Genomic DNA, 25,649 nt, shown 5'->3' with positions numbered 1-25,649 from the left:
TCAAGGAAAGATTATGTCCATTGCCGCTTCCCGGCTGATAGGCTTGCTGTTCGCGCTGCCCGTTCTGGCCTTTGCCTCCAAGAACGACCATCTGCATGCCAACGGCTCGAGCCGCCCCTCCGCCGATGCCGCCAAAAGCGTCGATGAAGCGCCAGCGGCGCTGCCGCCGGTCGCCACCGACTTTCATTGCGACCAGCCGGCCAACCAGGTGGAAAGCATGGTCTGCCAGGATGACGGCCTGACGCGGCTCGACAATCGCCTGGAAAAAGTCTACGCCCAAGCCCTGGCCAAGGCGGAGCAAGCCGGCGGCAACGCTTATCCCAAACTGATCTCCGAACAAAAACGCTGGGTCAAGAATCTGAAGGACTGCCTGAAGAACGAAGACCCGCACATGTGCCTGGGCGACACCTACATTCTGCACATTTCGCAGCTGCAGGCGGCCTGGAATCTGGCGCCGTCGCTGACGCCGCTGCGTTATCTGTGCAAGGGCGGCCCATCCGCCACCATTCTGGCCACGTTCTACCGCACCCATCCGGCCACCGCCAAACTGGAGCGCGGCAATACCCTGGTGATTGTCCACCAGGGCTTGAGCGGCAGCGGCGCGCGTTATCTGGGACAGGGCATCGAGTTCTGGATCAAAGGCCGCGACGCCAGCGTCAATTGGCGCGGCGAACAGCTGGAATGCAGCAGCCAGCCCACGCCCTGAGCATGGCGCCGCCGCCGGCGAACGTTTAAAATCAGGCAGTTTGTCATCATCCATGGCCCGACGCATTTGCGCGGGCCTTAAATTTAGCCGAAGACCGCCATGGCCCTGACCGCCACCATATACAAAGCCAACCTGACCCTGTCCGACATGGATCGCGGTTATTACGCCACCCACTCGCTGACGCTGGCCCAACACCCTTCCGAAACGCTGGAGCGGATGATGCTGCGCATCGTCGCCTTCGCGCTGCACGCCAGCGAAACGCTGAGCTTCACCCGCGGCCTGAGCGCCGACGACGAGCCGGAACTGTGGCAGAAGAATTACGCCGACGAAATCGAACTGTGGGTGGAGCTGGGCGAGCCGGACGAAAAGCGGCTGAAGAAGGCCTGCAGCCGCTCCGAGCAGGTAGCGCTGTACAGCTACGGCGGCCGCGCCAGCGAAGTGTGGTGGAGCCAGATCGAAAACAAGCTCGCCCGCCTGGACAAGCTGTCGGTGTTCCGCATCGATTTCGACGCGCTGCAAGCGCTGGCCGCCATCGCCGAACGCAGCATGCAGCTGACCGCCACCATACAAGACGGCCAGCTGTGGCTGGCCAATGACGCTCAAAACATCTTGATCGCGCCGCTGCGCTTGAAATAAGCGCCGCACCAGCGGCACAGCCGCTGCCAAAGATTCAGCCTGAGCGGCAAGCCGCCATGATTGACGCGGATGCGCGCCAACTGGCGGCGCTGGCGCAAAGTCTGCCAGCCGGCGTCGCGCATCGGCAGTCGGCTGAGGATCACCACGCCGGAGGCTTCGCGGCAACTGCGGCGCAAGGCGGTTCGCACAGGGACGGACATAAGCGGCTCGACTGGGTTTGACAATAGGCCCATGCTAGAAAGACCGCGCTAAAATTGCGGCAAAAAGAGCAGCCGTCCATATAAAAATCCGATCAAGGCCGGATGCGCGTCTGTTCCACGTGAAACCAAACCGAGAATCAGCATGGATCCCATCATCTCGCTGCGCATGCCCACGCCTCAAGATGCCGACCTGCTGGCCAGTCTTCATGTCGCCAGCTGGCAAAGCGCCTATCGCGGCATCTTGCCGGACGCCTATCTGGACGAGATCGCGCCCGGCGAGCGACTGGCCATGTGGAAAGACCGCCTGGCGCAGCATGCGTCTTCCTGGACGCGCATCGCTTACCTGGCGGGCAGGCCCGCCGGCTTCGCCTGCCTGTTGCCAGACACGGAGCCCGCTCGCGGCGTCTATCTAGACAATCTGCATGTGCTGCCGGAGTTTAAAGGCCACGGCATCGGTCGCCTGCTGCTGGCCGCGGCGGCGGCGGAATGCCTGCGCATCGCCCCGGGCCGCCCTCTGTTTCTCTGGACCTTCGCCGCCAATCAATCGGCCTGCCGCTTTTACCAAGCGTTGGGCGGGACGGTGACGGAACAGAAGGACACCCTCACCCCGGCCGGCAACCCTCAGCCCGCGCTATGCTTCCAATGGGACGACCCCGCGGCGCTGACGTCTTGAGCCGCCTCGCGGACGCGGCAACACCTCGCATCGGCTAGCGCGTACAATGCGCCCATGTCCGAGCTGAAATATCTGTCCCATTACCCCGCGCCGCTGCTGGCGCAAGTCCGCACCCTGATCGCCTCCGGCGAACTGGGCGACTGGCTGCAGCGCAAGTATCCGCCGCGCCACGATATCCAGACCGACAAAGCGCTGTACGAATTCATCGCCGATCTCAAACAACGCCATATGAAACACGCGCCGCTGCCGGCCAAGGTGTTGTTCGACAACAAGCAGCACCCGCTCAAGGGCACGCTGGGCACCAATACCTCCGTCTCCCGGGTGCAGGGCGGACGCCTGAAAAGCAAAAACGAAATCCGCATCGCCTCGCTGTTCCGCGAGCTGCCGCTCCCCTTCCTGCAGATGATCGCGGTGCATGAGCTGGCTCACCTGAAAGAACGCGACCACGACAAGGCCTTCTATCAGCTCTGCTGCCACATGCTGGCGGACTACCATCAACTGGAGTTCGACCTGCGCCTCTGGCTGACTTGGCGCGAGTGGGCGGCGTGATCCGCCGCCCAACTTATTCCTCAAGATAATAAAAAAACAATTTCTTATTATTTTTCATGCCATTACTAGCAGGATACAGTCGAGCATCCCGATAACGGAAAACCCGACATGCTCGCCGCCCTGTCATCGTTCGACCTGATCATCCAGCCTGGCTGGAACAATTCCGGCCCTTTGCACTGGCAAAGCCACTGGCAACGCCGCCTGGGCGCGCACCGGGTGGATAACGCCGACTGGGCGCGGCCGCAGCTGGAAGACTGGCTGGACGGCCTGGATGTCGCCCTCACCCGCTGCAGCAAGCCGGCGCTGGTGATCGCCCACAGCCTGGGCTGCGTCGCGGTGGCCCACTATGCGGCCCGCCAAGCGGACAAGATCGCCGGCGCGCTATTGGTGGCGCCGGCCGATGTCGAGCGCCCCTTCGCGCCGGCCGAGCTGATGAATTTCGCGCCGCTGCCGCGCCAGCCGCTGCCCTTTCCCGCCCGCGTGGTGGCCAGCAGCAACGATCCCTTCTGCAAAACCGCCCGCGCCGCGCGGATGGCCGGCTATTGGCAAACGCCGATTACCTGGCTGCAACACGCCGGCCATATCAATATCGACTCCGGCCACCGCCATTGGGAAGAAGGCTGGCCGCTGCTGGCGCAACTGGCCATTCGCGCAGCCGCCCGGCTGGAGCCCGCCGCCTGAATCCCAAGCCAGACGGGATGGTCTAGACTGAAGCATCTTGTCTTCGAGTCCGCCATGTTTTCGCTACGCCTGTTGCCCATCCTGTTTTTGTTTAGCGCCGCCCCCAGCTGGGCCGCGCCGTCCCGCATCGGCATTTCGGTGGGCGCGCTGGACAATCCCTTCTATCAAGCGCTGGTTCGCGGCGCGATACAGGCGGCGCATCATCTCAACCCCTCGGCGCAGATCACCTCGCTGTCCGCCAATTTCACCCTGCCGCTGCAGCAACAGCAGATGCGCCAGTTGATTGCCCAGAAGGTCGACCTGATCCTGCTCGGCGCCGTGGACAGCCAGGCCATCGCGCCGGAAGTTCAGCGCGCCCGCGAAGCCGGCATCACCGTAGTGGCGGTGGATGTCGACGCGCCGGGCGTGGACGGCACGGTGAAGTCGGACAACCGCCAGGCGGGTGAAATCACCTGCCGCTATTTGGCCGAGCAATTGGGCGGCAAGGGCAATTTGCTGATACAGGGCGGCCCGCCGGTGTCCTCGGTCAGCGACCGCATCGCCGGCTGCCGCGCCGCGCTGGCCGCCTTTCCCAAGATGCACGCGCTGGACGGCGGCAATGGCTTGGGCTCCAGCCTGGGCGGCCAAAGGGCGATGCAACAGGATTTGGCGCGCTACCCCGCCATCGACGCCTTGTTCGCCACCAATGACCGCCAGGCGCTGGGCTCGGAAAAAGCATTGGACGCGCAAACGCATGGCCATTTGCTGATCGGCGCCGTGGACGGCTCGCCCGATATCGAACGCGCCTTGCGCCGTCCCGGCCGCATCATCGCCTCGGCCAGCCAATCGCCCTATCTGATCGGCCGCGAAGCGGTGCTGCTGGGCCAGAAGCTGCAATTGCGCCAGCCGACCGAGCGCCTGATCAAAGTGCCGGTCTCGCTGGTGAACCGCTACAATCTGGCGCAATACCAAGGCTGGCTGAGCGCGCTGCCCCCCATCCCCAAACGCTGACCCGGCATTTCGCCGCTTTGACCTGAGGCCCGCAGGGTGTCACACTGCCGGTCCGACATCTTTCATCAGATCAAAGGATTTGCCATGTTCGCTTCCCGCGCGCTCAAGGCTGGCGTTGCCGCCCTGTTGCTGTCCCTGCCGCTGCTGGCCCATGCCGACGCCGCCCAGGAAACCGCCGCCAAAGAGCTGGCCGCCACGCTGAATCTGGACAATATGTTGCCCGATCTGGCGCAGCGCACCACCGCCAGCGCGCTGCCGCTGCTGCAGGAATACTTCCTCAAGAACAAGATCAAGCTGTCCGACGCCCAGCAGAAAAAGGCGCAAGCCGGCCTGAAAGGCTATGGCGACGGCATCCACAAACTGGCGACCGACTACTTCGGTTCCGCCGCGGTCAAGACCCAGTTCGAACAGACTGTGGTCAAGAACTTCAGCGCCCAGTTCAGCGCCGATGAGTTGAAGCAGATCAACGCGTTCTACAAGAGCGCGCCGGGTCAGAAAATGCTGAAGCTGCAGCCGCAGATCGTCAACGGCATCGCCGGCGAAACGCTGAAGACGGCGGAGAAGTCGCTGCTGCCGAAAATGCAGTCCGCGGCGGAAACTTACGGCAAGACCATCGCCAAGAAGTAATCAGTCCAGCATCAGGCTGAGCCGGCGCGCGCGTTCCAGCGCGGCGTCGGCCGCCTGCCATTCGTCTTGCCACACCCATAGCTGGCAGGCGCGATCCAGCATCTCCACCAGCCACAACCCCGTTCCGCCGCTCAACACAACCCGCCGCGCCCGCACCGGCCGCCGGTAATTGAACACCACCATATCGCTGGTTTTCGCTGTCGCAGTCATCGCCGCTCCCTCTCTGCATGCCCTGTTTCGGCTAACGCAAAAGCCATGCCATATGCCTTAAGCCAGCAAAGGCTATAAAGGGTTTATTGCTTCGCCTCCTCCGCGCCCATGCGATCCATCCTGTTGTCCTTGCTCATGCCGGCCGCTTGCTTCGCCGCGCCGCCGAAAACGGTCACCATCCTGACCGACAACGGCTATCCGCCCTATTCCTACGAAGCATCCGGCCAAGCGGAAGGCGTGTACAACGACATCCTGCGCGCCGCCTCCGGCAAGCTGCGCGACTACCGCATCGAGCTGAAGCCGGTGCCCTGGAAACGCGGGCTGGCGGAGCTGGAATCCGGCCAGGCGCTGGCCTTGTCGCCGCCCTATTACCGACCGCAGGACCGGCCCTATATCCGCCCTTATTCGGTGCCGCTGCTGACCGAACAAGTGGTGGTATTTTGCCGAGCGGAGCGGATGGCCAAGCCTCGCCCCGCCTGGCCGGACGATTACCGCGGCCTGCGCTTCGGCAATAACGCCGGCTTCCGCCCCGGCGGCGAGGCGTTTTGGAGCCTGGTCAAACAAGGCGATATTCCCCTGGAGGAGGCCGCCGATGCCCGCACCAATCTGCTGAAAGTGATACGCGGCCACCTGGACTGCTATCTCAACGACAGGCTGGCCATTCAACTGGAGCTGGAGCGGCTGCGCCAGCAAAAGCTCTACCAGACCGGCCAATTGATGGAGGGCGCGGCGATATCGGAGGAGCAAGGCTATGTCGGCTTCACCGACCGCGACGCCGGCCGATTTCCGTACAAGCAGGACTTCATCGAACAACTGAATCGCGCGCTGTCCGCGATGAGGCGCAACGGCGAGATCGACCGCATCGTCGAGAAGGCGATGCAGACCGCGCGCCGCCTCACTCCGCAGCCGCCCTTTTGACAGCGATGGAAGCCCCGGCATAGCATGGGGCATCGCCATTCATGAAAGAAGCAATGGAAAACCGCAAACTGGCGGTGCTGATAGACGCAGACAACGCCCAGTCGTCGCTGATCGCCGAGCTCCTGGCCGAAGTGGCCAAATACGGCACCGCCATCGTCAAGCGCGCCTACGGCGATTGGACCACCACCCAGCTCAAGGGCTGGAAAGAAGTGCTGCACCAGTACGCCATTTCGCCCATCCAGCAGTTCGCCTACACCAAGGGCAAGAACTCGACCGATTCGGCGCTGATCATCGACGCGATGGACCTGCTGTATACCGGCAATTTCGACGGTTTCTGCCTGGTGTCGTCCGACAGCGATTTCACCCGGCTGGCCACGCGGCTGCGCGAAGGCGGGCTGACGGTGATCGGCCTGGGCGAACAGTCCAAAACGCCGCGGCCCTTCATCGCCGCTTGCGACAAATTCGTCTTCACCGAGATCCTGCGCCCGGCGCCGCCAGCCAAACCCAAGCCGGAGCCCGCCGCCGACAAACCCAAGACCCGCGCCTCCCGCGCCCGCGCCAAACCGGCGCCGGCCAAGGAACGCCATCCGCTGCAAGACATGTTCACCTCCGCCATCGAGGCGGTGGCGCGCGACAGCGGCTGGGCCGAGCTGTCGGCCGTCGGCTCCTACCTGGCCAAGAACGACCCCTCTTTCGACCCGCGCAACTGGGGCCATGGCCGCTTGTCGCAAATGGTGAAAAAACTGGATTTCCTGACGGTGCAGGAGAGCCGCAACGGCTCCAAGCTGCACAGCGAGATTCGGCTGAAGCACGAGGCGGACGCCCATGCCGCCGAGACGCCGCCGCTTAGCGAAACGGCTGCGGCGGAAGTGGAAACGCCCGCGCCGCAGCGCAAAAAGCGCAGTCCGCGCAAGAAACCTTCGACGACCAGTTAAAACTGGCACGTTAATTGCAGTGGCCTGGCCAAGGCCCCAACGACCTCAAGCAAGGACAGATCATGCAGATTCGTGAAGCCAATTTAGAAGACCTGGCCGCGATACTCGACATCTACAACGAAGTGATCGCGACCACCACCGCCGTCTACAACGACGATCCGCTGACGCCGGGCGAGTTCGCGGTGTGGTTCCAGGACCGCGCCGCCGCCGGCTACCCGGTGCTGCTGGCCGAAGAAGAAGACGGCCGCCCGCTGGGCTTTTCCAGCTTCGGCGATTTCCGCGCCCGCCCCGGCTACCGCTTCACCGTGGAGCACAGCGTGCACCTGACCGCGGACGCCCGCGGCAAGGGCATAGGCACCGCCTTGGTGCAAGCGCTGTTCCCGCGCGCCCAGGCGCTGGGCAAACACACCATGCTGGGCGCGGTGGACGCCGACAACGAAGGCTCGATCCGCTTCCACGAGAAGCTGGGCTTCGTCCAGGTAGGCCGCCTGCCGCAGGTAGGCTTCAAATTCGGCCGCTGGCTGGACCTGGTCTATCTGCAGCGCTTCATCGACGACAGCAGCGCCGGCCCTAGCGCCTGATTTCGTCCTCGTCGCGATACAAGGCCCGTCCGCCCAGGCGGCGGGCGATTCTCGCCGCCAGCAGCGCGGCCAGGACCACCGGCAGCAGCATCCGGTAAGCGCCCGTCAGCTCCATCAGCATCAGCACAGCCAACACCGGCGCCTGCGCCGTCGCGGCCAGAAACGCCGCCATGCCCACCAGCACCGCGCCGCCCGGCGGCAGCCATCCCGGCAGCAACAGATTCAGCAATTGCCCCGCCAAGGCGCCGCCCGCCGCGCCGGCGAACAACATCGGCGTGAAAATGCCGCCCACCGCGCCGGAGCCGCTGGTGGCGGCGGTCGCCGCCAGTTTGCACACCAGCAGCGTCAACACCAGCTGCCACGCCGCATTGTTGACCAGCAGCCAGGAAACCGTGCTGTAGCCATTGCCCCACATCTGCGGCCAGAACCAGGCCAACCCCCCCACGATCGCGCCGCCCAGCGCCATGCGCAGCGGCAAGCGGACCGGCAGCCGGCTCATCAGGCTGCGCCCTTGCTCCATCGCGATGAGAAACAAGGGCGCGCCCGCGCCGAGCAACACCGCCAACAGGCAATAACCGGCCAGCGCCAGCCTGTCCGGCGCCGGCAGCGGCGCGGGCTGGTACAAGGGCGCCAGGCCGAACAGATGGCCCACCGTCAAGCTGGCGGCCAGCGCGGACAGCGACAAGGCCGGCAGCGCGCGCCAGGCCAGCCGGCGCCACACCACCTCGCAGACGAAGGCGATGGCGGACAGGGGAGCGTGATAGGCGGCGGCCCAGCCGGCGGCGATGCCGCAGGCGGTCAGCAAACGGCGGCGCGGCAGGCTCATCGGCGCCAGCCGGGTCAGCAGCGAGCCGCCCAGGGCGGATAGCGCCACCATCGCGCCTTCGCGGCCGATGGAGCCGCCGCTGGCCACCGTGCTCAGCGAGGACAGGCTGTTCAGCAGCGTGCGGCGCAGGCTGAGATAGCCGTCGCCCACCCGCACCGCTTCCAGATAGTCGCCGGCGCGCGCGCCGCTCAGCCACTTGCGGCCCTGCTCCAAGATCACACCGGCCAACAGGCCGCCCAGCGCCGGGGCCAAGGCCCGCTGCCAGGGCGGCAACTGGCGGGCGATATCGACCAGGCTGCCGCTGCGGCCGGCCATCAGCCATTCCAGCGCATGCAGCAGGCCCTGGAAGCCGGACACCAGCAAAGCGCCCAGCGCGCCGCCGCAAAGCGCCAGCGCCAGGGTCTGCCAAGGGCGGGAGGTATGAGGTGCGTTCATGGGCGGGACGATAACGCCGGCGGCGGAAGCGGGCAAGTTCGACACAGTTTCGCAGAAAATGAAAAGCGCCGCAGTTGCCTGCGGCGCTTCCCGGTTTTGTTACTGCCACTGTCGAATGCAGTGTTTTTCTTGATATTTCTCTATTCTCACCCTTTGTACGACTCAGCGCACTTCTACAACAATATCCCTAGTGAACACCTTTTCGCAATACTTGCATTTCATTTTTGTGTCATGAGCAAGTGTTTTTACGTAGAAGTGGCTCTTTACCGGCTCCTGATGCGAAATGCAATTGGAGTTCGGGCAGGAGAAAATGCCCTCAATCTCCTCCGGCAGCATAAGTTTATGCTTTTTCACCACTTCGAAATTTTCGATCACATTGACCGTGGCCTGCGGCGCAAATAACGCCAGCTCGTTGGCCTGCTCCTCGGTCAAGGCCACATTCTCCACCTTGATCAAGTCCTTGCTGCCCATGTGGCGGCTCACCAGGTTGAGGCCCACGGTGACGCGCTCGCCGCTTTCGGCCAGCTTGAACAGGCGCAGAATCTTGATGCCCTCTCCGGCCGGGATATGGTCGATCACAGTGCCTTGCTTCAGTGCTTCGACGGTGCGGGTGTATTGCATGATCTTGTCCTTTTCCTTGCCTGATTACACAGTTTCGTTCAGCACCAGCGACAACAGCGCCTGGCGGGCGAATACGCCGTTCTTGGCCTGTTCGAAGTAGTAGGCGTGCGGCGTGGCATCCACATCCACCGCGATCTCGTCCACGCGCGGCAGCGGATGCAGCACCTTCATATTGGCGCGCGCGCCCTTCAGCATCTCGGCGCGCAGCGCGTACTGGCCCTGGATCTTCTTGAACTCGGCCTCGTCGAAACGCTCGCGCTGCACGCGGGTCATGTACAGCACGTCCACTTCCGGGATCACCTCTTCCAGGCTATCCACCACCGTGTACTGGATGCCCTTCTCGTCCAGTTCTTCGCAGATGTAGTCCGGCATCGCCAACACTTCCGGCGCCACAAAGTAGAAGCGCGCGCCGAACAGCGACAAGGCCTGCGCCAGCGAATGCACGGTGCGGCCGTATTTCAGGTCGCCGGCGAAGGCCACGGTCAGGCCATCCAGCCGGCCCTGGGTTTCGCGGATGGTGAACAGGTCGAGCAGGGTCTGGGTCGGGTGCTGATTGGAGCCGTCGCCACCGTTGATCACCGGCACCGCGGAGAACTGGCTGGCCAGACGGGCCGCGCCTTCCTTGGGATGGCGCATCACCACCGCGTCGGTATAGGAGCTGATGATCTTGATGGAATCGGCCAGCGTCTCGCCTTTCTTGGCGCTGGTATTGCCGCCGTCGGCGAAGCCGATGATATTGCCGCCCAGGCGCTGCACCGCGGTTTCAAACGACAGACGGGTGCGGGTGGAGGGCTCGAAGAAGCAGCTGGCCACCAGTTTGTCCTTCAGCAAATCGCCTCTCGGGTTCTGTTTCAGGCGACCAGCGGTATCCACCACCAATTCCAGTTCCTCGCGGCTGAAGTCGGGTATGGAGATGATGTGTTTCCGGTACAGGGGATTGGCCATGGTCGCTTTCCTCGTGTTGGCGGTTGTGCGGACGAAAAAAAAGCCCCTGGCTTCAGGGGCTTTTCTTCTGGAATACGGGAACGTCGGGAACGGCGGCGCCAAACGGCAACGCCGCCGCCGCGCCCGCGCGGGGTGCGTATGCTGGTCGTCGCTGTCGTATTGCCTGTCTCATTACTGCCGTTCCGAACAAAACTGCGGGACTATATACCGAATTGGCCAGGCTCGACAAGACCGTTCCGGCCAAGCCCTCGCCCGCATCGGCATAAGGCGCCCGTCTTCTGCCATGGATCAAGGCGACCGCGTCGAATTGCAAATGGCTGTGTCCGATACTTGCAAATCGGACGGCTGAGGTTGATGCTTGTAGAAAACCGCGCGGCTCCAGCGAAGGATGGCGCGCAGCCTGTTTCCACCTTACCGTCCGGTTTCTCAAACACGCGCAATGATCAAGTGCATCGATATCAGCGAACTGCGGGTAGGCATGTACATCCACGACCTCAATTGCGACTGGATGTCCCACCCCTTTCTGGTCAACCGTTTCCTGGTCCGCAAGGACAGCGAAATCGAAAAGATCGTCGAGGCCGGCATCCATGAAGTCTATATCGACACCAACAGGGGACTGGACCTGCCTTCCGCGCCCACGGCGGGCGAAGTGCGCGAGCAGCTGGAAAGCCAGTTGCTGGAGATCGCCAGCCAGCATCGCGCCGTCGAAAGAAAAGTCGAGGCCGCGCAAGAGTTTGGCCGCGCCCAGCTGATCCACAACGAAGCCAACCTGATCGTGCGCGGCATCTTGCAGGATGCGCGGATGGGCAAGCAGGTGGAGCTGGAGCTGGTGGAGCCGCAAGTGGAGCGGCTGACGGAATCGATTTTGCGCAATGGCGGCGCGCTGTTGTCGCTATGCCGCATCAAGGACAAGGACAACTACACCTTCCAGCACTCGGTCAGCGTCGGCGCGCTGATGGTCAGCTTCTGCAATGGCCTGAACATGAGCAAGGAAATCATCCACCACGCCGGCATCGGCGGCATGCTGCACGATATCGGCAAGATGCGGGTGCCCGATGAAATCCTGAACAAGCCCGGCAAACTCACCGAGCAGGAATTCCAGGTGATGAAATGCCATGTGGTGGAAAGCCAGCAAATCCTGAACAACACCAAGGGCATCTCCGAGACCGCCATCCTGGTGGCGGGCCAGCATCATGAGCGCCACGACGGCAGCGGCTATCCGGCCGGCCTCAAGGGCGAGGAGATCTCGCAACTGGGGCAGATGGCGGCGATTGTGGACGTCTACGACGCCCTCACCTCCACCCGCTGCTATCACAAGGCCATGCCGCCTACCGACGCGCTGCGCAAAATCTACGAATGGTCCAAGTTCCACTTCAATCCGCAGCTGGTGCAATCCTTCATGCGGGTGATAGGCATTTATCCTATCGGCACGCTGGTGCGGCTGGAGAGCGGCCGGCTAGGCGTGGTGGTGGAGCAGAATGAAAACAACCTTGTCTCGCCTAAAGTGAAGGTCATTTTCAGCACCAAGAGCAATGCCCATATCCCGCCCGAGATCGTCGACCTGTCGCGCGGCATGGGCGCCGGCGGCGGCGACAAAATCGTCAAACACGAAACGCCTGAGAAGTGGAAGATCGACCCGCTGCGCTTCCTGTAGGGCGGAAGCCCCTGCGGGGCGTTTCGCCATCAACACCCAACCGCATCTTTGAATCCCGCGCCGATCATTCGCATGCGGCAAGATGGCTGGTGCGTCGCCCCTGCGGGGTGACGCACCCTAGCGGTAATCCCCCCACACCGCCTGCATGGCGCCGACAGCCGCCAGCGCGGCGGTTTCGGTGCGCAGAATGCGCGGCCCCAGCTTCAACGGCGTCCAGCCGGCCGCCAGCGCCGCGTCCTCTTCCGGCCCGGAAAAGCCGCCTTCCGGCCCCACCATCAGCCAGCTGCGCGCCGGACGCTCGGCCAGCTCGGCCAGGCTCTTGTCGCCGCGCGGCGACAGCACCAGCCGCACCTCGGCTTCTTGTTTCTGCGCCAGCCACTCGTGCAGGCTCAGAATGGGCAGCACTTGCGGCACCGTGTTGCGGCCGCTTTGCTCGCAAGCCGAAATCACGATCTCCTGCCAACGCGCCACTCGCTTGTCGGCGCGCTCGCCGCTGAGCTTCACCACCGAACGGCCGGCGGCGATGGGCTGGAACACCGCCACGCCCATTTCCACGCCCTTCTGCAGCGTGAACTCCATCTTGTCGCCGCTGGAGATGCCCTGCGCCAGCCCCAGCCACAACGGCGTTTCACGTGAAACGTCGTCGAAACGTTCAATCAGGCCTTGCGCGTCGCGTTTCATCACCGCCGTCAGCGTCGCGTGGTATTCGCCGCCGCGGCCGTTGAACAAGGTGATGGCGTCGCCGGCATTCAGCCGCAATACTTGGATATGACGCACCACAGCATCGGGCAAAGACAGTTGCTGGCCGACCGCGAGGTCGGCATCGAGATAAAACCTGGGCATGAGATATTGAAAGTCGCTGTTGATACCGGTATTTTGCTAGGTTTGCTTCATTCGGCAAACCGCTTTTGCGCCGCGACGACGCATTTTTGCAGGAGAGACAGGATGCAGGTGCTGGAACAGGTGATGCAGCTGGTACGCGACGTGGCCGCCCGCGAGGTAATGCCGCGCTTTTTACGCGTCGGCAAGAGCCGAAAAGACGACGGCACCCTGTTCACCGAAGCGGACCTCGCCTGCCAGCAGGCGCTGCAGCGCGGCCTGCCCGCCATCCTGCCGCATCCGGTGCTGGGCGAAGAAATGGAGCGCGAAGAGCAGGACGCGCTATGGACGGCCAACCCGGATGGCCTGTGGGTGGTGGACCCGATAGACGGCACCACCAACTTCGTCAACGGCCTGCCCTATTTCGCCATCTCGGTCGGCCTGGTGGTGAATGGCAAAAGCGAGCTGGGCGTGATCTACAATCCGGTGTCGGACGAGATGTTCTACGCCCGCCGCGGCCGCGGCGCCTGGCTAAACGGCGAGCGGCTGCCGCTGAAAACCATCAACAACTGCATGGGCGATGCCATCGCCAGCGTCGAGGTGAAATACCTGCGCTCCGGCAAGCTGGCCGCGCGCATCGGCAGCGTGTCGCCCTGCGGCAGCCAGCGCAATATGGGCTCCAGCACGCTGGACTGGTGTTTCCTGGCGGCCGGCCGCTACGATCTCTATCTGCATGGCGGCCAAAGGCTGTGGGACTACGCCGCCGGCGCGGTCATCGCCGAGGAAGCCGGCGCCACCCTGGCCACACTGAACACCGACGACTACTGGAGCGACGTGGTCTGGAAGCGCTCGGTCATCGCCGCCATCACGCCGGAGCTGTTCGCGCAATGGCACCGCTGGGTGCGCGCCAATCAGTAAGCGCTACTTGAGCCGATTCCAATTCAGAATGGCTTCCTTCTTGTTGTCCGCTTGCGCGCCGATGGCCGGGCAGTTGCCCCGCTCCGGATAGCGGCTGCACTGCACCCACAGCCGCCGCGAGCCGGCTTTCACCAGCATGCCGGGCGCGCCGCATTTCGGGCAGGGTTTCGGGACCAGCGGAGCGGCGGTTTCGGTCACGGGCGTTCTTTCTCAATGCGGGCGGGGCCGCGCGGGCCCCGTAAGGTGGTCTTCATCCCATCCAAGCTTAGCGGCCGCCCGCCGTCTACGCCAACCGCGGCAATAGCGCCCGGCTGGCGCGCCAAGCCAGCCGGTTGAGCGGCGTATCGCCATGCAAACGCATTCTTAGCCAGGCAATCAGCGCCGGCAAGATCCGCGGCAGCGCTTCCGCCGCGCAATGGCCCAGTCCGGAAAATCGCCAGACCTCCGCCTGCGGCCAGGCGCGGAACACCTCGGTTTCGGCGGCGGGCACATAGGGATCGGCTTCGCCGTTCACCGCCAGCAAAGGCGCAGCGTCGCAACCATCCAGCAGCCCTTGCCGGCGCAGGGAAAACAACTGCAATAAGGCCAGCGCCTCTTCGGCGGACGGCATGGCGGCCAAGCCCAGCGCATGGGCGACAATGCCGCTCATGCCATTGGGCAAGGCGGCGGCGTAGTCCGCATCCAGCTCCGCGGCGCCTATCAGCGGACCGCCCAGATTGACCGCCGCGTCCACCTCGCCCCCGAGCGCCAGCTTGGCGGCCCAATGCCCGCCGAAACTGATGCCCAACAGCGCGCGCGGGCCGCCCTGGGCGAAGCGTGCCAGCCATGCGCGATAATAGCCTTCCGAATCCGCCCGCAGCGGCAGGGAACTCTCGCCGGTTCCCGGCATATCCACGGCCAAGACCCGGAACCGGCCTATCCGCGCCAATGCCAAGGCCAGTCTATGCAGCGCGATCTTGCCGGTATCGACGCCGCCGCTCAGGCATACCAAGGGCCAGGCACCCTCGCCATGCGGCTGGTACAGGTGCGCCGCGCCCAGGCCTGGCAGCTCCAAACGCTCGAACCGGCAAGGAAACCACGCCGAAGCGCGCAGAAAACAGGCCACTTGCAAGCGCTGCGCTTCGCGCCGCAAGGGCGTATTGGCGACCGGGAAACAGGCCGCGCCGTACAAATGCGCGGCGAGCAGCCAGCGCCGGCGCTCAACCGCCTGTTCCGCCTCGCGCGCCCACTCGCGGCTCCAGCCGCCCTCGCCGTCCCGCCATACATCGACCACCCGGCTCTCCACCCGGTCCATGCAGACGCGGGGAATGCCCCAGCCGGCGAACTGGCGGCGGCGCTCGGCGAACAGCTCGCGGCTATCCAAAGGAAAGGTGAACATGGCGGGCTTGAAAGAATGTCGGACGCATAGTTAAGCATTGCCCATGGCGCGCAGACAAGAAAAAACCGCATGCTGCATCAGCATGCGGTTTGCGTGCATGGCAACACCCAGGGATCAGCGGCGGCGCGCCTTCATCTTGGCCTGCAAAGAGAGCGGGTAGCCTTGCTGCCGCACGAAATCGGCGACGAAGTTGCCCAGCAGCAGGTGGGTGTGCGTGGTCGGGTGCAGATTGTCCCAGAACACGTAGGCGTCGGCGTTGCCGCACTCCGCGCGCGGCGTTTGGCCGGACACATAGGGCAGGCTGGCGTTGGCGGCGATATTGAGGCAGGACTGCGTCGCATTGCTCACCTGGTACTTGGCCGGATTGGTCAGCAGGTCATTGAACATGCTGTAGGCGTCGAACTGGCGCAGACGCAGGCTGGCGCCGTATTTCTGCTGCAGGTTCGCCACCAGCGCGGCCAGCTTGAGGTTGTAGTCCTTCACCTGCTGCGCCAGTTGCGCGGCCTTGCCGCCGCTGCTGCCGGCCGGCGTGCGCGACAGGTCCGGCAGGTTCAACACCACGATATTGCGGCCGCCGGCGGCGATCACCTTCTCCAGCGCCTTGCTCTGATCAGCGATCACCTGATCGACGGTGCGGCCGTAGTTCAGCAGGTCGTTGCCGCCTATCAGCATGGTGAACAAGGAGTTTTCCGGCCGATAATTCGGCGCCTTCTGCATGTACTGGGTCCAGGACTCCACTTCCTGCAGCAGGCCCGGCACCACCAGGTGCTGGTCGGCGGCCGCGCCGCCTATCGCCCAGTTGTACACCGGCAGGCTCAGCTGATCGGCCAGATGCTCCACCCAGACGCGGCCATTGCTGAAGCGGCCGATATACCAGCTTTTGGCCGTGGGCAGCTTCCACTGCGAAGCGCCGTACATGTTCTGGGTGTCGGACAGGCTGTCGCCGAACACGATCATCTTGTTGATGCCGCTGCCCTGTGCGGCGCTGTCCAGCGTCCAGATGGTGTGATTGTAAGACAAGGCGTTGTTGGCGGCGGCCGTCAGCGCCAGCGGGCGATTGATGCCCTGCTTGGCCAGCGTGCTCTGGCAGACCGAACGCAAGGTGTCCTGGCTGACGTCGCTGTAGAACATATTCTTCAAGGCGACGAGGCTGCCCGACCACCAATAGCCGTTGACGCGGTAATAGTCTCCGCTGCTGGGGTCGGTGGCCCAGACATAGCTGGTTTGCGGCTGATTGGCCGCGGGGTTGAGGCGGTAATAACAGCGCAGATAGGTGTAAGTGGCGCTGCCCGCTTGAGGCTTGGATTGGCTGGCCGCGGCGGCGGCTTCGCTTTCGGAAAGCGGCTTGCCGGCGGACAGCACGCCGTCGAGCGCCTCGCTGGGAGGTTGCTCCGACTGCGCTGTCGCCGCGCCGCTCGCCAACGTGCCTGCCAGCAACGTGATGGCGATTATAGTTTTCATGGTCCCGATACCTTGTTTTATGCCTGGCTCTGCCGCGTCATCGATCGATCACGCCTGCGGCCGGCTTTTGTAAACGCAAGGATACCAAGTAAATAGATTTAAAATAAAGCACTAATTTTAAATACAAAAACCAAAAACAGCTCAAAGCATTTGCAATATGTGTCCAGTCCTGACATAGGTTGACACCTGCCAGCGCGCCGCATGCGCTGGTCAGATGCTCGCGACAGACGCCCGATGTACCTCATCGGGCGTCTTGTATTTCAAGCCCTGGTGAGGGCGCTCCTGGTTGTAGATCCTCACCGACTGCTCCACCATTTTCCTCGCCTGCTGCAAATCGGCTGGGCGATGCAGCAGCAGTTCGCCTTTTAGAATGCCGTTCACCCGCTCTGCCAGGGCATTCTGGTAGCAATCGTAGCCATCCGTCATTGAGCACATCAGCCCGTGTCGTTCGTGGATCTGCTGATAGTAGGCCGAACAATACTGAATGCCGCGATCGGAGTGGTGAATCAACGGCTGCCGTGAACGTCGCGTCCGCAAGGCCATTTTGAGGGCTCCGCTGACTTCCTCCGCCTGCAGGCTGTCATGCACGTGATACCCAACAATTTTCCTTGAGTAAGCGTCAGTCACGAGACTCAGGTAAGCAAACCGCTGCGCTGTCGGCAAGTAGGTGATATCCGCCACCCAGACCTGCTCCGGCCCCGTCGGGACGACTTGGTGCGGCCCGGCCTTGAGCAGATTAGGATGGCGGTAAAAGCGATGGTGACTGTGTGTGGTCTTATGGTACGCCCGCTGCGGCACGACCAGCAGGCGGGCTGTACGCAACAGATCGAACAAACCGTCCCGTCCCAGCTTGATCCCCGCTTCCGCCATTCGCGATTGCAGCACATGGTGCAGCTTCCGCGTTCCCAGTCGGGGCTGGCGCAAGCGCACGTCCCTCACCCACGCGATCACTTTGCCATTCCGTTCGGCACGATGGCTTTCGCTTTGGCGGCGCTTGTAATAGGCCTGGCGGCTCAGCTGGACATATCGACAGGCCCGGCCCACGCTCAACCCCTGGACGAGCCTTTGGGCAAGGACCTGCCCGAAGGCTTTTTTACTACGCGCACCCCGTAGTCTTTCTTCAAGACCTCAAGCATCGCTTCGAATAGCTGCGCCTTCTCATTGGCCTCTTTGAGTTGGGTTTCCAGTTCCTTGATCCGCTGTTCTGGCGTCAGCGGCTTGTTGCCTTGATTCCCCATCGCGATCCCCTGGGCGCTACGGGAGGGCTGGGCACTCCAGTCCTGCAAACCGTGCTTACGTAACCATACCAGCACCGTCGAACGACCTTGAATACCATAGCGGCGTTGCGCCTCTTTGTAAGTCAGTTCGCCTTTTTCTACCTGCTCTACGACCGACAGTTTAAAAGCCAGGCTGTAGTCTTGCTGGGTACGTTTAATCCTTGATTCCATGTGACTCTCCTTCGTTACGGCGAAAAAGTGTCAACTTATTCCAGGACGGGACAATGTCCATAAAAAAAGCCGCGTCTCCGCGGCTTTTCCATTTGAGAATGCGTCTCAAACACTAAGCAGAACCACCTTCAGCGGGTGTTTTCCATCGGCGCTGGGGAAGTCTGCGTCGACCTCGATCCACTCCGCCGAACGCACCTCGCGGCCCGCTTTCGCGGCGCTGCGCTTCAGCGATTCCAGCCAGGCCTCGCCGTCCACTTCTGCAACATTATTGCAACAAATCAGCATGCCGCCCGACGCGGTGGCCAGCAAAGCCGGCTTGAACAGCGCTTGATAGTCGTTGACCAGGTCCACCACGCCGAAGGGGCTCTTGGAATACCGCGGCGGGTCCAGGAACACCAGATCGAACTGGCGCGCCTCCAGCTTGGGGAAGGGAGGCATGCGCTTGCCGCGCACGCGGTCGGGCTGGCCGATGCCGGACAGCTGGCGCACAGCAGCGAACACATCGCTATGCAGGCAGCGCGGGCGGCTGGCCAGTTGGTTCAGCTTGGCGTTGGCGCGACCGACGCTGAGGCTGGATTCGGCGAAATCGACATTCAGCACGAAGCTGGCGCCGGCCTTGGCCGCCACCACGCCCACGCCGCAGGTATAGGAGAACAGATTGAGCACGCTCTTGCCTTCGGCCAGCTGCATCACGCGGCGGCGCGCGGCGCGCAGGTCGAGGAACAACCAGGGGTCCTGCCCCTTGTGGCGAGCCTGGTAATGAAAGGCCACGCCGTTTTCGCGGATGGCGACATCCTGCTCGGCCACCGCCTGCTCAGCCAGCGGCAAGGCGTTGCGGACGCGGGAGTTCGCGTCGCTGCGATCGTTGTACACCAGCGCGAGCTCAGGCAAGGCGGCCTGATAGAAGGCGCGGATTTCCGCCAGCTCGGCCTCTTGCAGCGGCTGATGGAAGGTTTGCGCCAGGATCTGCTCGCCGTAGCGGTCGATGGTGAGGCCAGGCACGCCCTCCACACTGCCGTGGAACAGGCGGTAACAGTTGGTGTCTTCGGCGGCTAGGCGCGCGATCAGCTCGGCGCGGGATGCTGCGGCGCGGCTGAGTAGTTCGGTCAGGGTGGACATGAGGGCTTTCGATTACGGTTCGGCCGGGCCGCGGTGCGATCCGCGGCCGGTTCAAACTGAAATTGTAAGCCCTGATGGGCGGCGCACCAAGCGCCGCCGCATGCAGCGGGCCAGGAAGGTCATTGCAGAGCGGCGAAGCCTGGCCTGGAACGCGCCGCCTGCTCAAGCCCGGCCCGCTTGCGCTCAGCGGGTTTTCTTCAAATCCGCCAAGCCTGTGCCCGGCGCGTTCAGGAAATCGGCCACCGCATTGCCCAACAGCAGGTGGGTGTGCGTGGTCGGATGCAGCGTATCCCAGAACACAAAGGCATCGGCATTGCCGCAATTGGCGCGCGGCGACTGGCTCTGCAGGTAGTTCAGCGACGAGTCCTTGTTGATGTTCAGGCAGGATTGGGTGGTATTGCTCACCTGGTATTTGCCTGGATTGGTCAGCAGGTCATTGAACAAGGCATAGCTGTCGAACACGCGGATGTTCACGCCGTATTGCTGGCTCAGCGACGTCGCCAACGCATCCAGCTGCTGGTTCAGCGACAGCACTTGCGCCGCCACCGTCGCCGCGCCGCCCTTCAGCTGGTACACCGGCGCGCGCGACACATCGGGCAGCTTCAGCAACAGGATGTTGCGTGCGCCGGCGCCGATCAGATTGGTCAGCGCCTGCTTTTCGCCGGCGATCACTTTTTCCGGCGTGCTGCCGTAGTTGACCAGATCATTGCCGCCTATCCACAAGGTAAACAGCGTGGTCGCCGGATTGTAGTTCGGCGCTTGCTGCATGTATTGCTGCCAGGACTGCACCTGCTCCACCACGCCCGGGATCACCAGCTTCTGCGTGGTGACGCCGGCGCCGCCGATCGCCCAGTTGTATAGCGGCAGATTCAAGCGCGACGCCAGATATTCCACCCAGACCGGACCATTGCTGAAGTGGCCGATGAACCAGCTGTTGCGGTTGGGCAAAGTCCATTGCGAGGCGTTGAAGACGTTCTGGTTATCGGACAGGCTGTCGCCGAAGGCGATGATCTTGTTGATCTTGCCGCCCTGGCCCGCCGCATCGTTGGTCCAGACCGTGTAATTGAACGACAGCGCGTTGTCGGCGGCGAACACCATGGCCGGCTGTTGCTGAATGCCCTTTTTGGCCAAGGTGCCTTGGCATACCGAGCGCAAGGCATCCTGGCTGACATCGCTGTAGAACATATTCTTCCACTCCAGCGCGCCGCTGGACCACCAATGGCCGTTCAAGCGGTAGTAGTCGCCGCTGGAGCCGTCCAGCGCCCAGACATAATCGGTCGTCGGCGCAGTGTTGGAGGAAGAGGTGCGGTAGTAGCAGCGCACATAGGTGTAAGTCGCGCCGCCGGGCGTCGCCAGCGTTTTGAATTTGGCCTGAGTCTTGGGCAAGCCCTGCTTCAGCAATTCCGCCTTGCTCAAGGGGCCGGACGGCGACAACACATGCGCGTAGCGGGCATCCGGCGTCACTTGCTCTTGCGCCGCCCAAGCCGGCGCGGACAAGGCCACGCCCAATAGCAACCAATGTTTCATGATACTCCTCTCTATGATTATCTCTTTTGGATTTAAACTCACTCAACAAATGCCGCAAGCATCAAGATAGAGAGGAAATGTGACGCATGTACATGGCATGCTGTGACAGAATGCTAAAAATTAGATTAAACGCTCGAATGAGGTTGCATCTTCGCCAGCGCAGCATTTTTGCGCGGGCCAACGGCGAATCGCGCCGCATATGCCATAGTGAAAATGAACCCACGTCCGGACGAGGTTGAAATGCAAGCCAGTCGAGACATGCTGAAGACCCTGTACACCATGGCCATGCTGGTGGAGGCGAGAGACGCCTATACCGGCGGCCATTTATGGCGCGTATCGCGATACAGCTATCTGCTGGCGGAAGCGCTGCAGCTCCCGCAAGCGGAAGTGGAAAAAATCGCGCTCGGCGGCTTCCTGCACGATCTGGGCAAGATAGGCGTGCCCGACGCGGTGCTGAACAAGCCGGACAAGCTCAGCGATGAAGAGTACGCGGTGATCAAGACCCATCCGCGCGTCGGCGCGGAATTGCTGAAAGACCACCCCTTGGCCGAACTGGTGCTGGACGCGGTGCTGTGCCATCACGAAACGCCGGACGGCAATGGCTATCCGCAGCGGCTGACCGGCAAGAACATCCCGCTGGTGGCGCGCATCGTCGGCCTGACCGACGCTTTCGACGCGATGACCAGCACCCGGCCCTATCGCAAAGGCATGCCCGCCGCCCAGGCGCTGGCCATCATCCAAGACCGCCTGGGCAGCCAGTTCGACGCCGAGCTGGGCGATCATTTCATCCAGTTGGCGCATCGCGGCCGCCTGGAGCATGTGTTGGGCCATAGCGAGCCAGGCATCCCCATGCAGTCTTGCCTGGCGTGCGGCCCCATCATCGCCGTGCCGAGCAGCGCCGCCGACGGCGCCGAAATCTTCTGCCCGGCATGCTCCAGCGGTTATCGGCTGCGAAGAGACGGCGGCCAATTGTCTCTGGCGCCCAGCGGCAAATCCGATGCGGTTTTGGCCAGGCAGCCGCATGCCGACAGCGCGCTGATCGACGACCTGCTGCTGCACAGCCCGCAATTGCATAGCCGCAGCAAGCCGGGTTTATTGGATTTATTGTTTGGTTGAGGCTGGCGCGCGCGATTGCGCGCAAAATGACAAAGGTATAATTTTATGCCATTCATCCGCGCCCATTCCTTAACGAGAAACGAAGATGCGTCAACTCCACCCCAGGCTGGCCGAATGGCTGGCCGAATTCAACCGGCAGGTTGAACAAAAGCTCGCCGCCGGCTATAAACCCACCGCCATCGGCGCGCGCGAGGCGCTGGCGGAACTCACCCGCGAGCTTGTGCCCGCCGGTCCCGCGATCGAATGGGTCAACGATGACCTGATCCTGTCAGCCGAGTATCCGGTTCCGGTGCGGATTTACCATCCCGCGCCCGAGCAGGCGCTGCCCGTGCTGCTGTTTCTGCATGGCGGCGGCCATATGGTCGGCGGCGTCAGCGTCTACGACGCCATCAATCGCCGCCTGGCCGCGGCTAGCCAGCACATCGTCGTCGCAGTGGAATACCGGCTGGCGCCGGAAAGCCCCTATCCCGCCGGCTTGCGTGACGCCTATGGCGCGGCCAAAGGCGTGTGGGGCGTATTGGACGAGCGTGGGCTGCCCTATGTCCGCAAGCTGTCCCTGGCCGGCGATTCCGCCGGCGGCGCGCTGGCCAGCAGCGTCAGCCGCCTGGCGCAGCACGACGCCGCGCTGGAGATTGCGCGCCAGGTGCTGGTCTATCCTTGCACCGATTACACCTTGAGCCAGCCGTCCGTTGACGAAAATGCAACAGGGCTCTTCCTGACCAAGGCGAGAACGGCCTGGTATTTCGACCAGTATTTCCAGCATGCGGAAGATCGCCGCAGCGTCTCTCCGCTCTACGGCGAGTTCAGCGCCAAACTACCCGCCACCTTGATGATCACCGCCGGCTTCGACCCCTTGCGCGACGAAGGCTTGCGCTACGCCGACAAGTTGCGTGGTGCCGGCGTGGCGGTGGAGTCGCTGCATCTGGACGATCAGATCCATGCCTTCCTGAACATGCAAAACCTGGTGCCGGAGGTCTGCGACCTGGTATACCGGCGCATCGGCGAATTCCTGAATCCTCAATGAAAACAGCCGCCCGGCTGACTTGAGTCAGCTAGGGCGGCTGTTCGCCAAGCGGGAAACTAAGCGTAGTTTTCCGGGCAGAAATGACGCTCCACCAGCTCGATCAGGATATGCAGCACCTTGATGTGCAGCTCCTGCACCCGGTCTGCGTACTGGCCGCCCGGCGTATTGACATAGACATCGGCCAAAGGCTCCAGCTTGCTGCCGGCGCGCCCTGTCAGAATGATGACTTTCACCCCCATTTCGCGCGCCGTTTCGGCCGCGCGAATGATGTTGCGGCTATTGCCGCTGGTGCTCAGCCCCAACAGCACATCGCCCTCGCGGGCATGGCTTTCCAGATAGCGGGCGAAAATTTCGTCGTAGCCGAAATCATTGGCCACGCAGCTGATATGGCTGGCGTCGCTGATGGCGATGGCGGCCATGCCGCGACGGTTATTGCGGTAGCGCCCCGTCAGCTCTTCGGCAAAGTGCATCGCATCGCACATGGAGCCGCCATTGCCGCAAGAAAACACCCTGCCGCCAGCCGACAGGGACGCAATGATCGCGTCGGCGGCCTTGGCCACCTCATCCAGCGCCGCCGGATTGGCCAACAACTGGTCCAGCGCGGACTTCGCCTCGCTGAGACTGGCATGGATAAATTGCTTCATACGGATCTGCCTTTCTAACAAGCGGACAGTTTACACCCTGCAAGCCCCGCGGCGCTCACCCGATCTGCCGGCCAAACCACACCACGCGGCCTATCACTTCGAACTCGCCGGCGGAGCGGCCCAGGTCCACAGTGAACGACTCATACAAGGGATTGGCGCTTTTCACTTGCACCGCGCCGCCAGGCAGGCGCTGCAATTGTTTGACAAAGATATCGTCGCCGATCCGGATCACGAACAAGCCTTCTCCCGGCGAACTTTCCGCCGTATTCACCAGAATCGTATCCCTATCCTCCAGCACGCCGCTCATGCTGTCGCCCTTGACGCTGATCACCACCAGGTCGCTGGGCGAGGCGTTCAGGTAGTTCTTTACCCAATAGCGACGAAATGCCATATAGAACATTGGTCTTTCATCATCGCCATTGGAACCAAAGCCGGCCGAGGCCTTCAAGTTATATCTGGGAATAAAACAGAACTCTTGTCCGACATCCGCCGGTACAAAATATTCCGGGATCTTATCCTGTTGTCGTTCTAAATCGGCTGCCACGGGCTCCTCGCGCCGCGGTTCTTCGCGCGCGCGCGCGGCATCGCGCATCGCGCCTTCGCCAAACATCAGCCATTCAAACCGGACATCGCAGCTGTCCGCGATCCGCCGCGCCGTCGCCTGCCGGGGCACTCCGCCCTTGTACCACATATTGGTAAAGGAGCCTTTGTTGATCCCGATCCGGGCAGCCCAGGCATAGGGCTTTTCCAAGCCGATCAGCAGCTCCAGTCGCTGCCGAAACTCCGTTTGCTGCAGAGCGCCTTCCATTTAGAACTCCCTCAGTAAGCAAGCACGCCTGGCGCGACGCTCCAGAGTACTATTTTTTTGTCATATTGTCTAATGGAACTGACATCGGTAGTGACACGTCATCGCTTGTACGGTTCTAAATACCCGAATAAAATGGCTGCAACACTGCTCAATCAGTTCTACAAAACAGTTTAACCCTATATTTTAGAATTAATTCTAGTTGTTTTTGTTTAAGTGCGTTCCAAATTGTGCCGACGCAATTTTTTGCCTGTCGATTTGGCACCTTGGCGAATTATAACTAATTTAGAACTAAAAGTCTTCGAAACAAGCGAAGATTACAGGAGTTCCGGCGATGAATACCAAACAAGCCCTGCCCGCCTTGCCCCACACCATGCAGCTGGTCGCCCAATTGATCGGCATGCCGCGCACTCTTCAACTGGTTCAGGCGCTGGGCGGCACCACGCTGCCCTTTTCCAAGAACCAAAGCAAGGCCGGCCAACTACGCTTTGCCGCGCTGGTGGATGTCATCGGCCAAGACGCGGCGGAGCAGCTGACCCAGCACTTCGGCGGGGACATCCTGTATATCCCGCGTTGCAGCCAGGCGCTGCGGCAAGCCCGCAACCAACAACTGATCCACGACTTCGACGCCCTGTTGATTGAAGGCCTGGGCGCGAACGAGTCTGTCAGCGTGCTGGCCATGCGCTACCACCTCAGCGACCGCATGATCTGGCGCGTACTGAAGACGCCGACTCAAAGCATCACGCACTAGCCGCCAAGGAGAACATCATCGCCAGCCGCGCTCTTTCCGACTTGCATCCGCGGTTGCAACCTCTCGCCGAGGCATTTCTGCGCCGGTGCCGCGATCATGGACTCGATCCCCTGCTCGTCTGCACTTGGCGCTCCGCCGCAGAGCAAGCCTGGCTATACCAATTCGGCCGCACGCTGCCCGGCCCCATCCTGACTCACGCCCGGCCCGGCGAGTCGGCCCATAACGCCATGCTGTTCGGCTCGCCCGCCGCGCAAGCCTTCGATGTCGTCCCCCTGGCCGCCGGCAAGCCGGTCCGTTACCCGGATCATCCGCATTGGCTGCTCATGGCAGACATAGGACAGGATCTGGGCCTGCACTGGCATGGCCATCCAGAAAGCCCGTGGCCGGAGCTCGCGCACTTCGAGCTGCCGCCTCCAGAAGGCTGAGGCGCGCCCGCCAGTACCGCATTGGCA

At 62.6% G+C, this 25,649-nt stretch carries 30 protein-coding genes; 16 read left to right on the top strand and 14 right to left on the bottom strand.

Annotated elements, in window-relative coordinates; translation table 11 throughout:
- Positions 1-13: 13 nt before the first annotated feature.
- Positions 14-706 carry an MliC family protein gene (locus NKT35_RS08100; protein ID WP_254300506.1) on the top strand — a complete coding sequence of 231 codons (693 nt, stop codon included), beginning with the start codon at positions 14-16 and terminating at the stop codon, positions 704-706.
- A gap of 99 nt (positions 707-805) precedes the next feature.
- Complete coding sequence (locus NKT35_RS08095) at positions 806-1,342, top strand: YaeQ family protein (protein ID WP_254300505.1); 537 nt, start codon at positions 806-808, stop codon at positions 1,340-1,342.
- Here the strand turns inward: NKT35_RS08095 and NKT35_RS08090 are convergent.
- Complete coding sequence (locus NKT35_RS08090; protein ID WP_254300504.1) at positions 1,306-1,542, bottom strand: hypothetical protein; 237 nt, start codon at positions 1,540-1,542, stop codon at positions 1,306-1,308. The two genes, NKT35_RS08095 and NKT35_RS08090, sit on opposite strands and share 37 nt — an antisense overlap.
- Before the next feature lie 142 nt (positions 1,543-1,684).
- Here NKT35_RS08090 and NKT35_RS08085 point away from each other — a divergent pair, with 142 nt between their 5' ends.
- The 5 genes from NKT35_RS08085 (at position 1,685) to NKT35_RS08065 (ending at position 5,062) form a co-directional block, all read left to right on the top strand.
- The gene (locus NKT35_RS08085; RefSeq protein ID WP_254300503.1) at positions 1,685-2,215 is read left to right on the top strand and encodes a GNAT family N-acetyltransferase; all 531 of its coding nucleotides are present in this window, start codon (positions 1,685-1,687) and stop codon (positions 2,213-2,215) included.
- Between the two features lie 54 nt (positions 2,216-2,269).
- Positions 2,270-2,764 carry a YgjP-like metallopeptidase domain-containing protein gene (locus NKT35_RS08080; protein ID WP_254300502.1) on the top strand — a complete coding sequence of 165 codons (495 nt, stop codon included), beginning with the start codon at positions 2,270-2,272 and terminating at the stop codon, positions 2,762-2,764.
- A 108-nt stretch (positions 2,765-2,872) separates the two neighbouring features.
- Positions 2,873-3,445, top strand: coding sequence for an alpha/beta hydrolase (locus tag NKT35_RS08075; RefSeq protein WP_254300501.1), 573 nt, complete (start codon positions 2,873-2,875; stop codon positions 3,443-3,445).
- Positions 3,446-3,499: 54 nt separating this feature from the next.
- The gene (locus NKT35_RS08070; protein WP_254300500.1) at positions 3,500-4,435 is read left to right on the top strand and encodes a substrate-binding domain-containing protein; all 936 of its coding nucleotides are present in this window, start codon (positions 3,500-3,502) and stop codon (positions 4,433-4,435) included.
- Between the two features lie 84 nt (positions 4,436-4,519).
- Entirely contained in the window at positions 4,520-5,062 is a 543-nt protein-coding gene (locus NKT35_RS08065) for a DUF2059 domain-containing protein (RefSeq protein ID WP_254300499.1), read from the top strand.
- Here the strand turns inward: NKT35_RS08065 and NKT35_RS08060 are convergent, their stop codons facing one another.
- Complete coding sequence (locus NKT35_RS08060) at positions 5,063-5,272, bottom strand: hypothetical protein (RefSeq protein ID WP_254300498.1); 210 nt, start codon at positions 5,270-5,272, stop codon at positions 5,063-5,065.
- A gap of 108 nt (positions 5,273-5,380) precedes the next feature.
- On the opposite strand from NKT35_RS08060, the gene NKT35_RS08055 reads away from it, so the two are divergent.
- The 3 genes from NKT35_RS08055 to NKT35_RS08045 all read left to right on the top strand — a co-directional run bounded on the left by NKT35_RS08055 (position 5,381) and on the right by NKT35_RS08045 (position 7,706).
- Complete coding sequence (locus NKT35_RS08055) at positions 5,381-6,190, top strand: substrate-binding periplasmic protein (protein WP_254300497.1); 810 nt, start codon at positions 5,381-5,383, stop codon at positions 6,188-6,190.
- A gap of 53 nt (positions 6,191-6,243) precedes the next feature.
- Positions 6,244-7,125, top strand: a complete 882-nt coding sequence (locus tag NKT35_RS08050) for an NYN domain-containing protein (RefSeq protein ID WP_254300496.1) — start codon at positions 6,244-6,246, stop codon at positions 7,123-7,125.
- A gap of 62 nt (positions 7,126-7,187) precedes the next feature.
- Positions 7,188-7,706, top strand: a complete 519-nt coding sequence (locus NKT35_RS08045; RefSeq protein WP_254300495.1) for a GNAT family N-acetyltransferase — start codon at positions 7,188-7,190, stop codon at positions 7,704-7,706.
- On the opposite strand, the gene NKT35_RS08040 is transcribed toward NKT35_RS08045, so the two are convergent.
- From NKT35_RS08040 to pyrB, 3 genes are all read right to left on the bottom strand, one after another.
- Positions 7,696-8,967, bottom strand: a complete 1,272-nt coding sequence (locus tag NKT35_RS08040) for a chloride channel protein (protein WP_254300494.1) — start codon at positions 8,965-8,967, stop codon at positions 7,696-7,698. The two genes, NKT35_RS08045 and NKT35_RS08040, sit on opposite strands and share 11 nt — an antisense overlap.
- Positions 8,968-9,129: 162 nt before the next feature.
- Positions 9,130-9,588: an aspartate carbamoyltransferase regulatory subunit gene (gene pyrI / locus NKT35_RS08035; protein ID WP_254300493.1), complete on the bottom strand. Its 459-nt coding sequence runs from the start codon at positions 9,586-9,588 to the stop codon at positions 9,130-9,132.
- A 24-nt stretch (positions 9,589-9,612) separates the two neighbouring features.
- Positions 9,613-10,533, bottom strand: coding sequence for an aspartate carbamoyltransferase (gene pyrB / locus NKT35_RS08030; RefSeq protein WP_254300492.1), 921 nt, complete (start codon positions 10,531-10,533; stop codon positions 9,613-9,615).
- Between the two features lie 439 nt (positions 10,534-10,972).
- On the opposite strand from pyrB, the gene NKT35_RS08025 reads away from it, so the two are divergent.
- A complete protein-coding gene (locus tag NKT35_RS08025; protein WP_254300491.1) occupies positions 10,973-12,187 on the top strand; it encodes an HD-GYP domain-containing protein in 1,215 nt (404 codons plus the stop codon).
- Positions 12,188-12,304: 117 nt separating this feature from the next.
- Here the strand turns inward: NKT35_RS08025 and NKT35_RS08020 are convergent, their stop codons facing one another.
- The gene (locus NKT35_RS08020) at positions 12,305-13,030 is read right to left on the bottom strand and encodes a 16S rRNA (uracil(1498)-N(3))-methyltransferase (protein WP_254300490.1); all 726 of its coding nucleotides are present in this window, start codon (positions 13,028-13,030) and stop codon (positions 12,305-12,307) included.
- A 102-nt stretch (positions 13,031-13,132) separates the two neighbouring features.
- On the opposite strand from NKT35_RS08020, the gene NKT35_RS08015 reads away from it, so the two are divergent.
- Positions 13,133-13,924 carry an inositol monophosphatase family protein gene (locus tag NKT35_RS08015; RefSeq protein ID WP_254300489.1) on the top strand — a complete coding sequence of 264 codons (792 nt, stop codon included), beginning with the start codon at positions 13,133-13,135 and terminating at the stop codon, positions 13,922-13,924.
- Between the two features lie 3 nt (positions 13,925-13,927).
- Here NKT35_RS08015 and NKT35_RS08010 read toward each other — a convergent pair whose 3' ends face one another.
- The 6 genes from NKT35_RS08010 to NKT35_RS07985 form a co-directional block, all read right to left on the bottom strand.
- Positions 13,928-14,122 carry a Lar family restriction alleviation protein gene (locus NKT35_RS08010; protein WP_254300488.1) on the bottom strand — a complete coding sequence of 65 codons (195 nt, stop codon included), beginning with the start codon at positions 14,120-14,122 and terminating at the stop codon, positions 13,928-13,930.
- A gap of 85 nt (positions 14,123-14,207) precedes the next feature.
- Positions 14,208-15,302, bottom strand: coding sequence for an alpha/beta fold hydrolase (locus NKT35_RS08005; RefSeq protein WP_254300487.1), 1,095 nt, complete (start codon positions 15,300-15,302; stop codon positions 14,208-14,210).
- Between the two features lie 114 nt (positions 15,303-15,416).
- Entirely contained in the window at positions 15,417-16,763 is a 1,347-nt protein-coding gene (locus NKT35_RS08000; RefSeq protein WP_254300486.1) for an SGNH/GDSL hydrolase family protein, read from the bottom strand.
- Positions 16,764-16,973: 210 nt separating this feature from the next.
- Positions 16,974-18,211, bottom strand: a protein-coding gene (locus NKT35_RS07995; RefSeq protein WP_254294910.1) for an IS3 family transposase whose coding sequence is annotated in 2 segments (ribosomal slippage) — positions 16,974-17,858 and positions 17,861-18,211 — 1,236 coding nt in all. Because the reading frame shifts where the segments join, the coding sequence is not laid out codon by codon here.
- A 105-nt stretch (positions 18,212-18,316) separates the two neighbouring features.
- Positions 18,317-19,330, bottom strand: coding sequence for a class I SAM-dependent rRNA methyltransferase (locus NKT35_RS07990; protein WP_254300485.1), 1,014 nt, complete (start codon positions 19,328-19,330; stop codon positions 18,317-18,319).
- Positions 19,331-19,513: 183 nt separating this feature from the next.
- A complete protein-coding gene (locus NKT35_RS07985; protein WP_254300484.1) occupies positions 19,514-20,857 on the bottom strand; it encodes an SGNH/GDSL hydrolase family protein in 1,344 nt (447 codons plus the stop codon).
- A 240-nt stretch (positions 20,858-21,097) separates the two neighbouring features.
- Here NKT35_RS07985 and NKT35_RS07980 point away from each other — a divergent pair, with 240 nt between their 5' ends.
- Both NKT35_RS07980 and NKT35_RS07975 read left to right on the top strand, forming a co-directional pair.
- Positions 21,098-21,973, top strand: coding sequence for an HD domain-containing phosphohydrolase (locus NKT35_RS07980; RefSeq protein ID WP_254300483.1), 876 nt, complete (start codon positions 21,098-21,100; stop codon positions 21,971-21,973).
- A gap of 85 nt (positions 21,974-22,058) precedes the next feature.
- The gene (locus NKT35_RS07975) at positions 22,059-22,997 is read left to right on the top strand and encodes an alpha/beta hydrolase (RefSeq protein WP_254300482.1); all 939 of its coding nucleotides are present in this window, start codon (positions 22,059-22,061) and stop codon (positions 22,995-22,997) included.
- 56 nt (positions 22,998-23,053) lie between these two features.
- Here the strand turns inward: NKT35_RS07975 and gmhA are convergent, their stop codons facing one another.
- A complete protein-coding gene (gene gmhA / locus NKT35_RS07970) occupies positions 23,054-23,641 on the bottom strand; it encodes a D-sedoheptulose 7-phosphate isomerase (protein WP_254300481.1) in 588 nt (195 codons plus the stop codon).
- A 55-nt stretch (positions 23,642-23,696) separates the two neighbouring features.
- Positions 23,697-24,449 (bottom strand): S24 family peptidase, encoded by a 753-nt coding sequence (locus tag NKT35_RS07965; protein WP_254300480.1) that lies wholly within the window; start codon positions 24,447-24,449, stop codon positions 23,697-23,699.
- 331 nt (positions 24,450-24,780) lie between these two features.
- Between NKT35_RS07965 and NKT35_RS07960 the strand changes: the two genes are divergently transcribed.
- Both NKT35_RS07960 and NKT35_RS07955 read left to right on the top strand, forming a co-directional pair.
- On the top strand, positions 24,781-25,197 hold the full coding sequence (locus tag NKT35_RS07960; protein WP_254300479.1) for a Mor transcription activator family protein: 417 nt from the start codon (positions 24,781-24,783) through the stop codon (positions 25,195-25,197).
- 53 nt (positions 25,198-25,250) lie between these two features.
- The gene (locus tag NKT35_RS07955) at positions 25,251-25,622 is read left to right on the top strand and encodes a M15 family metallopeptidase (RefSeq protein ID WP_254300478.1); all 372 of its coding nucleotides are present in this window, start codon (positions 25,251-25,253) and stop codon (positions 25,620-25,622) included.
- Positions 25,623-25,649: the final 27 nt, after the last annotated feature.

Source organism: Chromobacterium sp. IIBBL 290-4 (assembly GCF_024207115.1).
Taxonomy (GTDB): Bacteria; Pseudomonadota; Gammaproteobacteria; order Burkholderiales; family Chromobacteriaceae; genus Chromobacterium.
Note: the sequence above shows the minus strand (reverse complement) of the source record. Positions and strands in the feature narration are given on the sequence as shown.

Coding starts and splice junctions, on each gene's coding strand:
- NKT35_RS07985 (WP_254300484.1), bottom strand. CDS start 20,857: ATGAAACATTGGTTGCTATTGGGCGTGGCCTTGTCCGCGCCGGCTTGG.
- NKT35_RS07980 (WP_254300483.1), top strand. CDS start 21,098: ATGCAAGCCAGTCGAGACATGCTGAAGACCCTGTACACCATGGCCATG.
- NKT35_RS08025 (WP_254300491.1), top strand. CDS start 10,973: ATGATCAAGTGCATCGATATCAGCGAACTGCGGGTAGGCATGTACATC.
- NKT35_RS08085 (WP_254300503.1), top strand. CDS start 1,685: ATGGATCCCATCATCTCGCTGCGCATGCCCACGCCTCAAGATGCCGAC.
- NKT35_RS08055 (WP_254300497.1), top strand. CDS start 5,381: ATGCGATCCATCCTGTTGTCCTTGCTCATGCCGGCCGCTTGCTTCGCC.
- NKT35_RS08095 (WP_254300505.1), top strand. CDS start 806: ATGGCCCTGACCGCCACCATATACAAAGCCAACCTGACCCTGTCCGAC.
- NKT35_RS08015 (WP_254300489.1), top strand. CDS start 13,133: ATGCAGGTGCTGGAACAGGTGATGCAGCTGGTACGCGACGTGGCCGCC.
- NKT35_RS08100 (WP_254300506.1), top strand. CDS start 14: ATGTCCATTGCCGCTTCCCGGCTGATAGGCTTGCTGTTCGCGCTGCCC.
- NKT35_RS08075 (WP_254300501.1), top strand. CDS start 2,873: ATGCTCGCCGCCCTGTCATCGTTCGACCTGATCATCCAGCCTGGCTGG.
- NKT35_RS07965 (WP_254300480.1), bottom strand. CDS start 24,449: ATGGAAGGCGCTCTGCAGCAAACGGAGTTTCGGCAGCGACTGGAGCTG.
- NKT35_RS08050 (WP_254300496.1), top strand. CDS start 6,244: ATGGAAAACCGCAAACTGGCGGTGCTGATAGACGCAGACAACGCCCAG.
- NKT35_RS08005 (WP_254300487.1), bottom strand. CDS start 15,302: ATGTTCACCTTTCCTTTGGATAGCCGCGAGCTGTTCGCCGAGCGCCGC.
- NKT35_RS08045 (WP_254300495.1), top strand. CDS start 7,188: ATGCAGATTCGTGAAGCCAATTTAGAAGACCTGGCCGCGATACTCGAC.
- NKT35_RS07960 (WP_254300479.1), top strand. CDS start 24,781: ATGAATACCAAACAAGCCCTGCCCGCCTTGCCCCACACCATGCAGCTG.
- NKT35_RS08060 (WP_254300498.1), bottom strand. CDS start 5,272: ATGACTGCGACAGCGAAAACCAGCGATATGGTGGTGTTCAATTACCGG.
- NKT35_RS08040 (WP_254300494.1), bottom strand. CDS start 8,967: ATGAACGCACCTCATACCTCCCGCCCTTGGCAGACCCTGGCGCTGGCG.
- NKT35_RS08080 (WP_254300502.1), top strand. CDS start 2,270: ATGTCCGAGCTGAAATATCTGTCCCATTACCCCGCGCCGCTGCTGGCG.
- NKT35_RS08070 (WP_254300500.1), top strand. CDS start 3,500: ATGTTTTCGCTACGCCTGTTGCCCATCCTGTTTTTGTTTAGCGCCGCC.
- gmhA (WP_254300481.1), bottom strand. CDS start 23,641: ATGAAGCAATTTATCCATGCCAGTCTCAGCGAGGCGAAGTCCGCGCTG.
- NKT35_RS07975 (WP_254300482.1), top strand. CDS start 22,059: ATGCGTCAACTCCACCCCAGGCTGGCCGAATGGCTGGCCGAATTCAAC.
- NKT35_RS08065 (WP_254300499.1), top strand. CDS start 4,520: ATGTTCGCTTCCCGCGCGCTCAAGGCTGGCGTTGCCGCCCTGTTGCTG.
- NKT35_RS07990 (WP_254300485.1), bottom strand. CDS start 19,330: ATGTCCACCCTGACCGAACTACTCAGCCGCGCCGCAGCATCCCGCGCC.
- pyrI (WP_254300493.1), bottom strand. CDS start 9,588: ATGCAATACACCCGCACCGTCGAAGCACTGAAGCAAGGCACTGTGATC.
- NKT35_RS08020 (WP_254300490.1), bottom strand. CDS start 13,030: ATGCCCAGGTTTTATCTCGATGCCGACCTCGCGGTCGGCCAGCAACTG.
- NKT35_RS08090 (WP_254300504.1), bottom strand. CDS start 1,542: ATGTCCGTCCCTGTGCGAACCGCCTTGCGCCGCAGTTGCCGCGAAGCC.
- pyrB (WP_254300492.1), bottom strand. CDS start 10,533: ATGGCCAATCCCCTGTACCGGAAACACATCATCTCCATACCCGACTTC.
- NKT35_RS08000 (WP_254300486.1), bottom strand. CDS start 16,763: ATGAAAACTATAATCGCCATCACGTTGCTGGCAGGCACGTTGGCGAGC.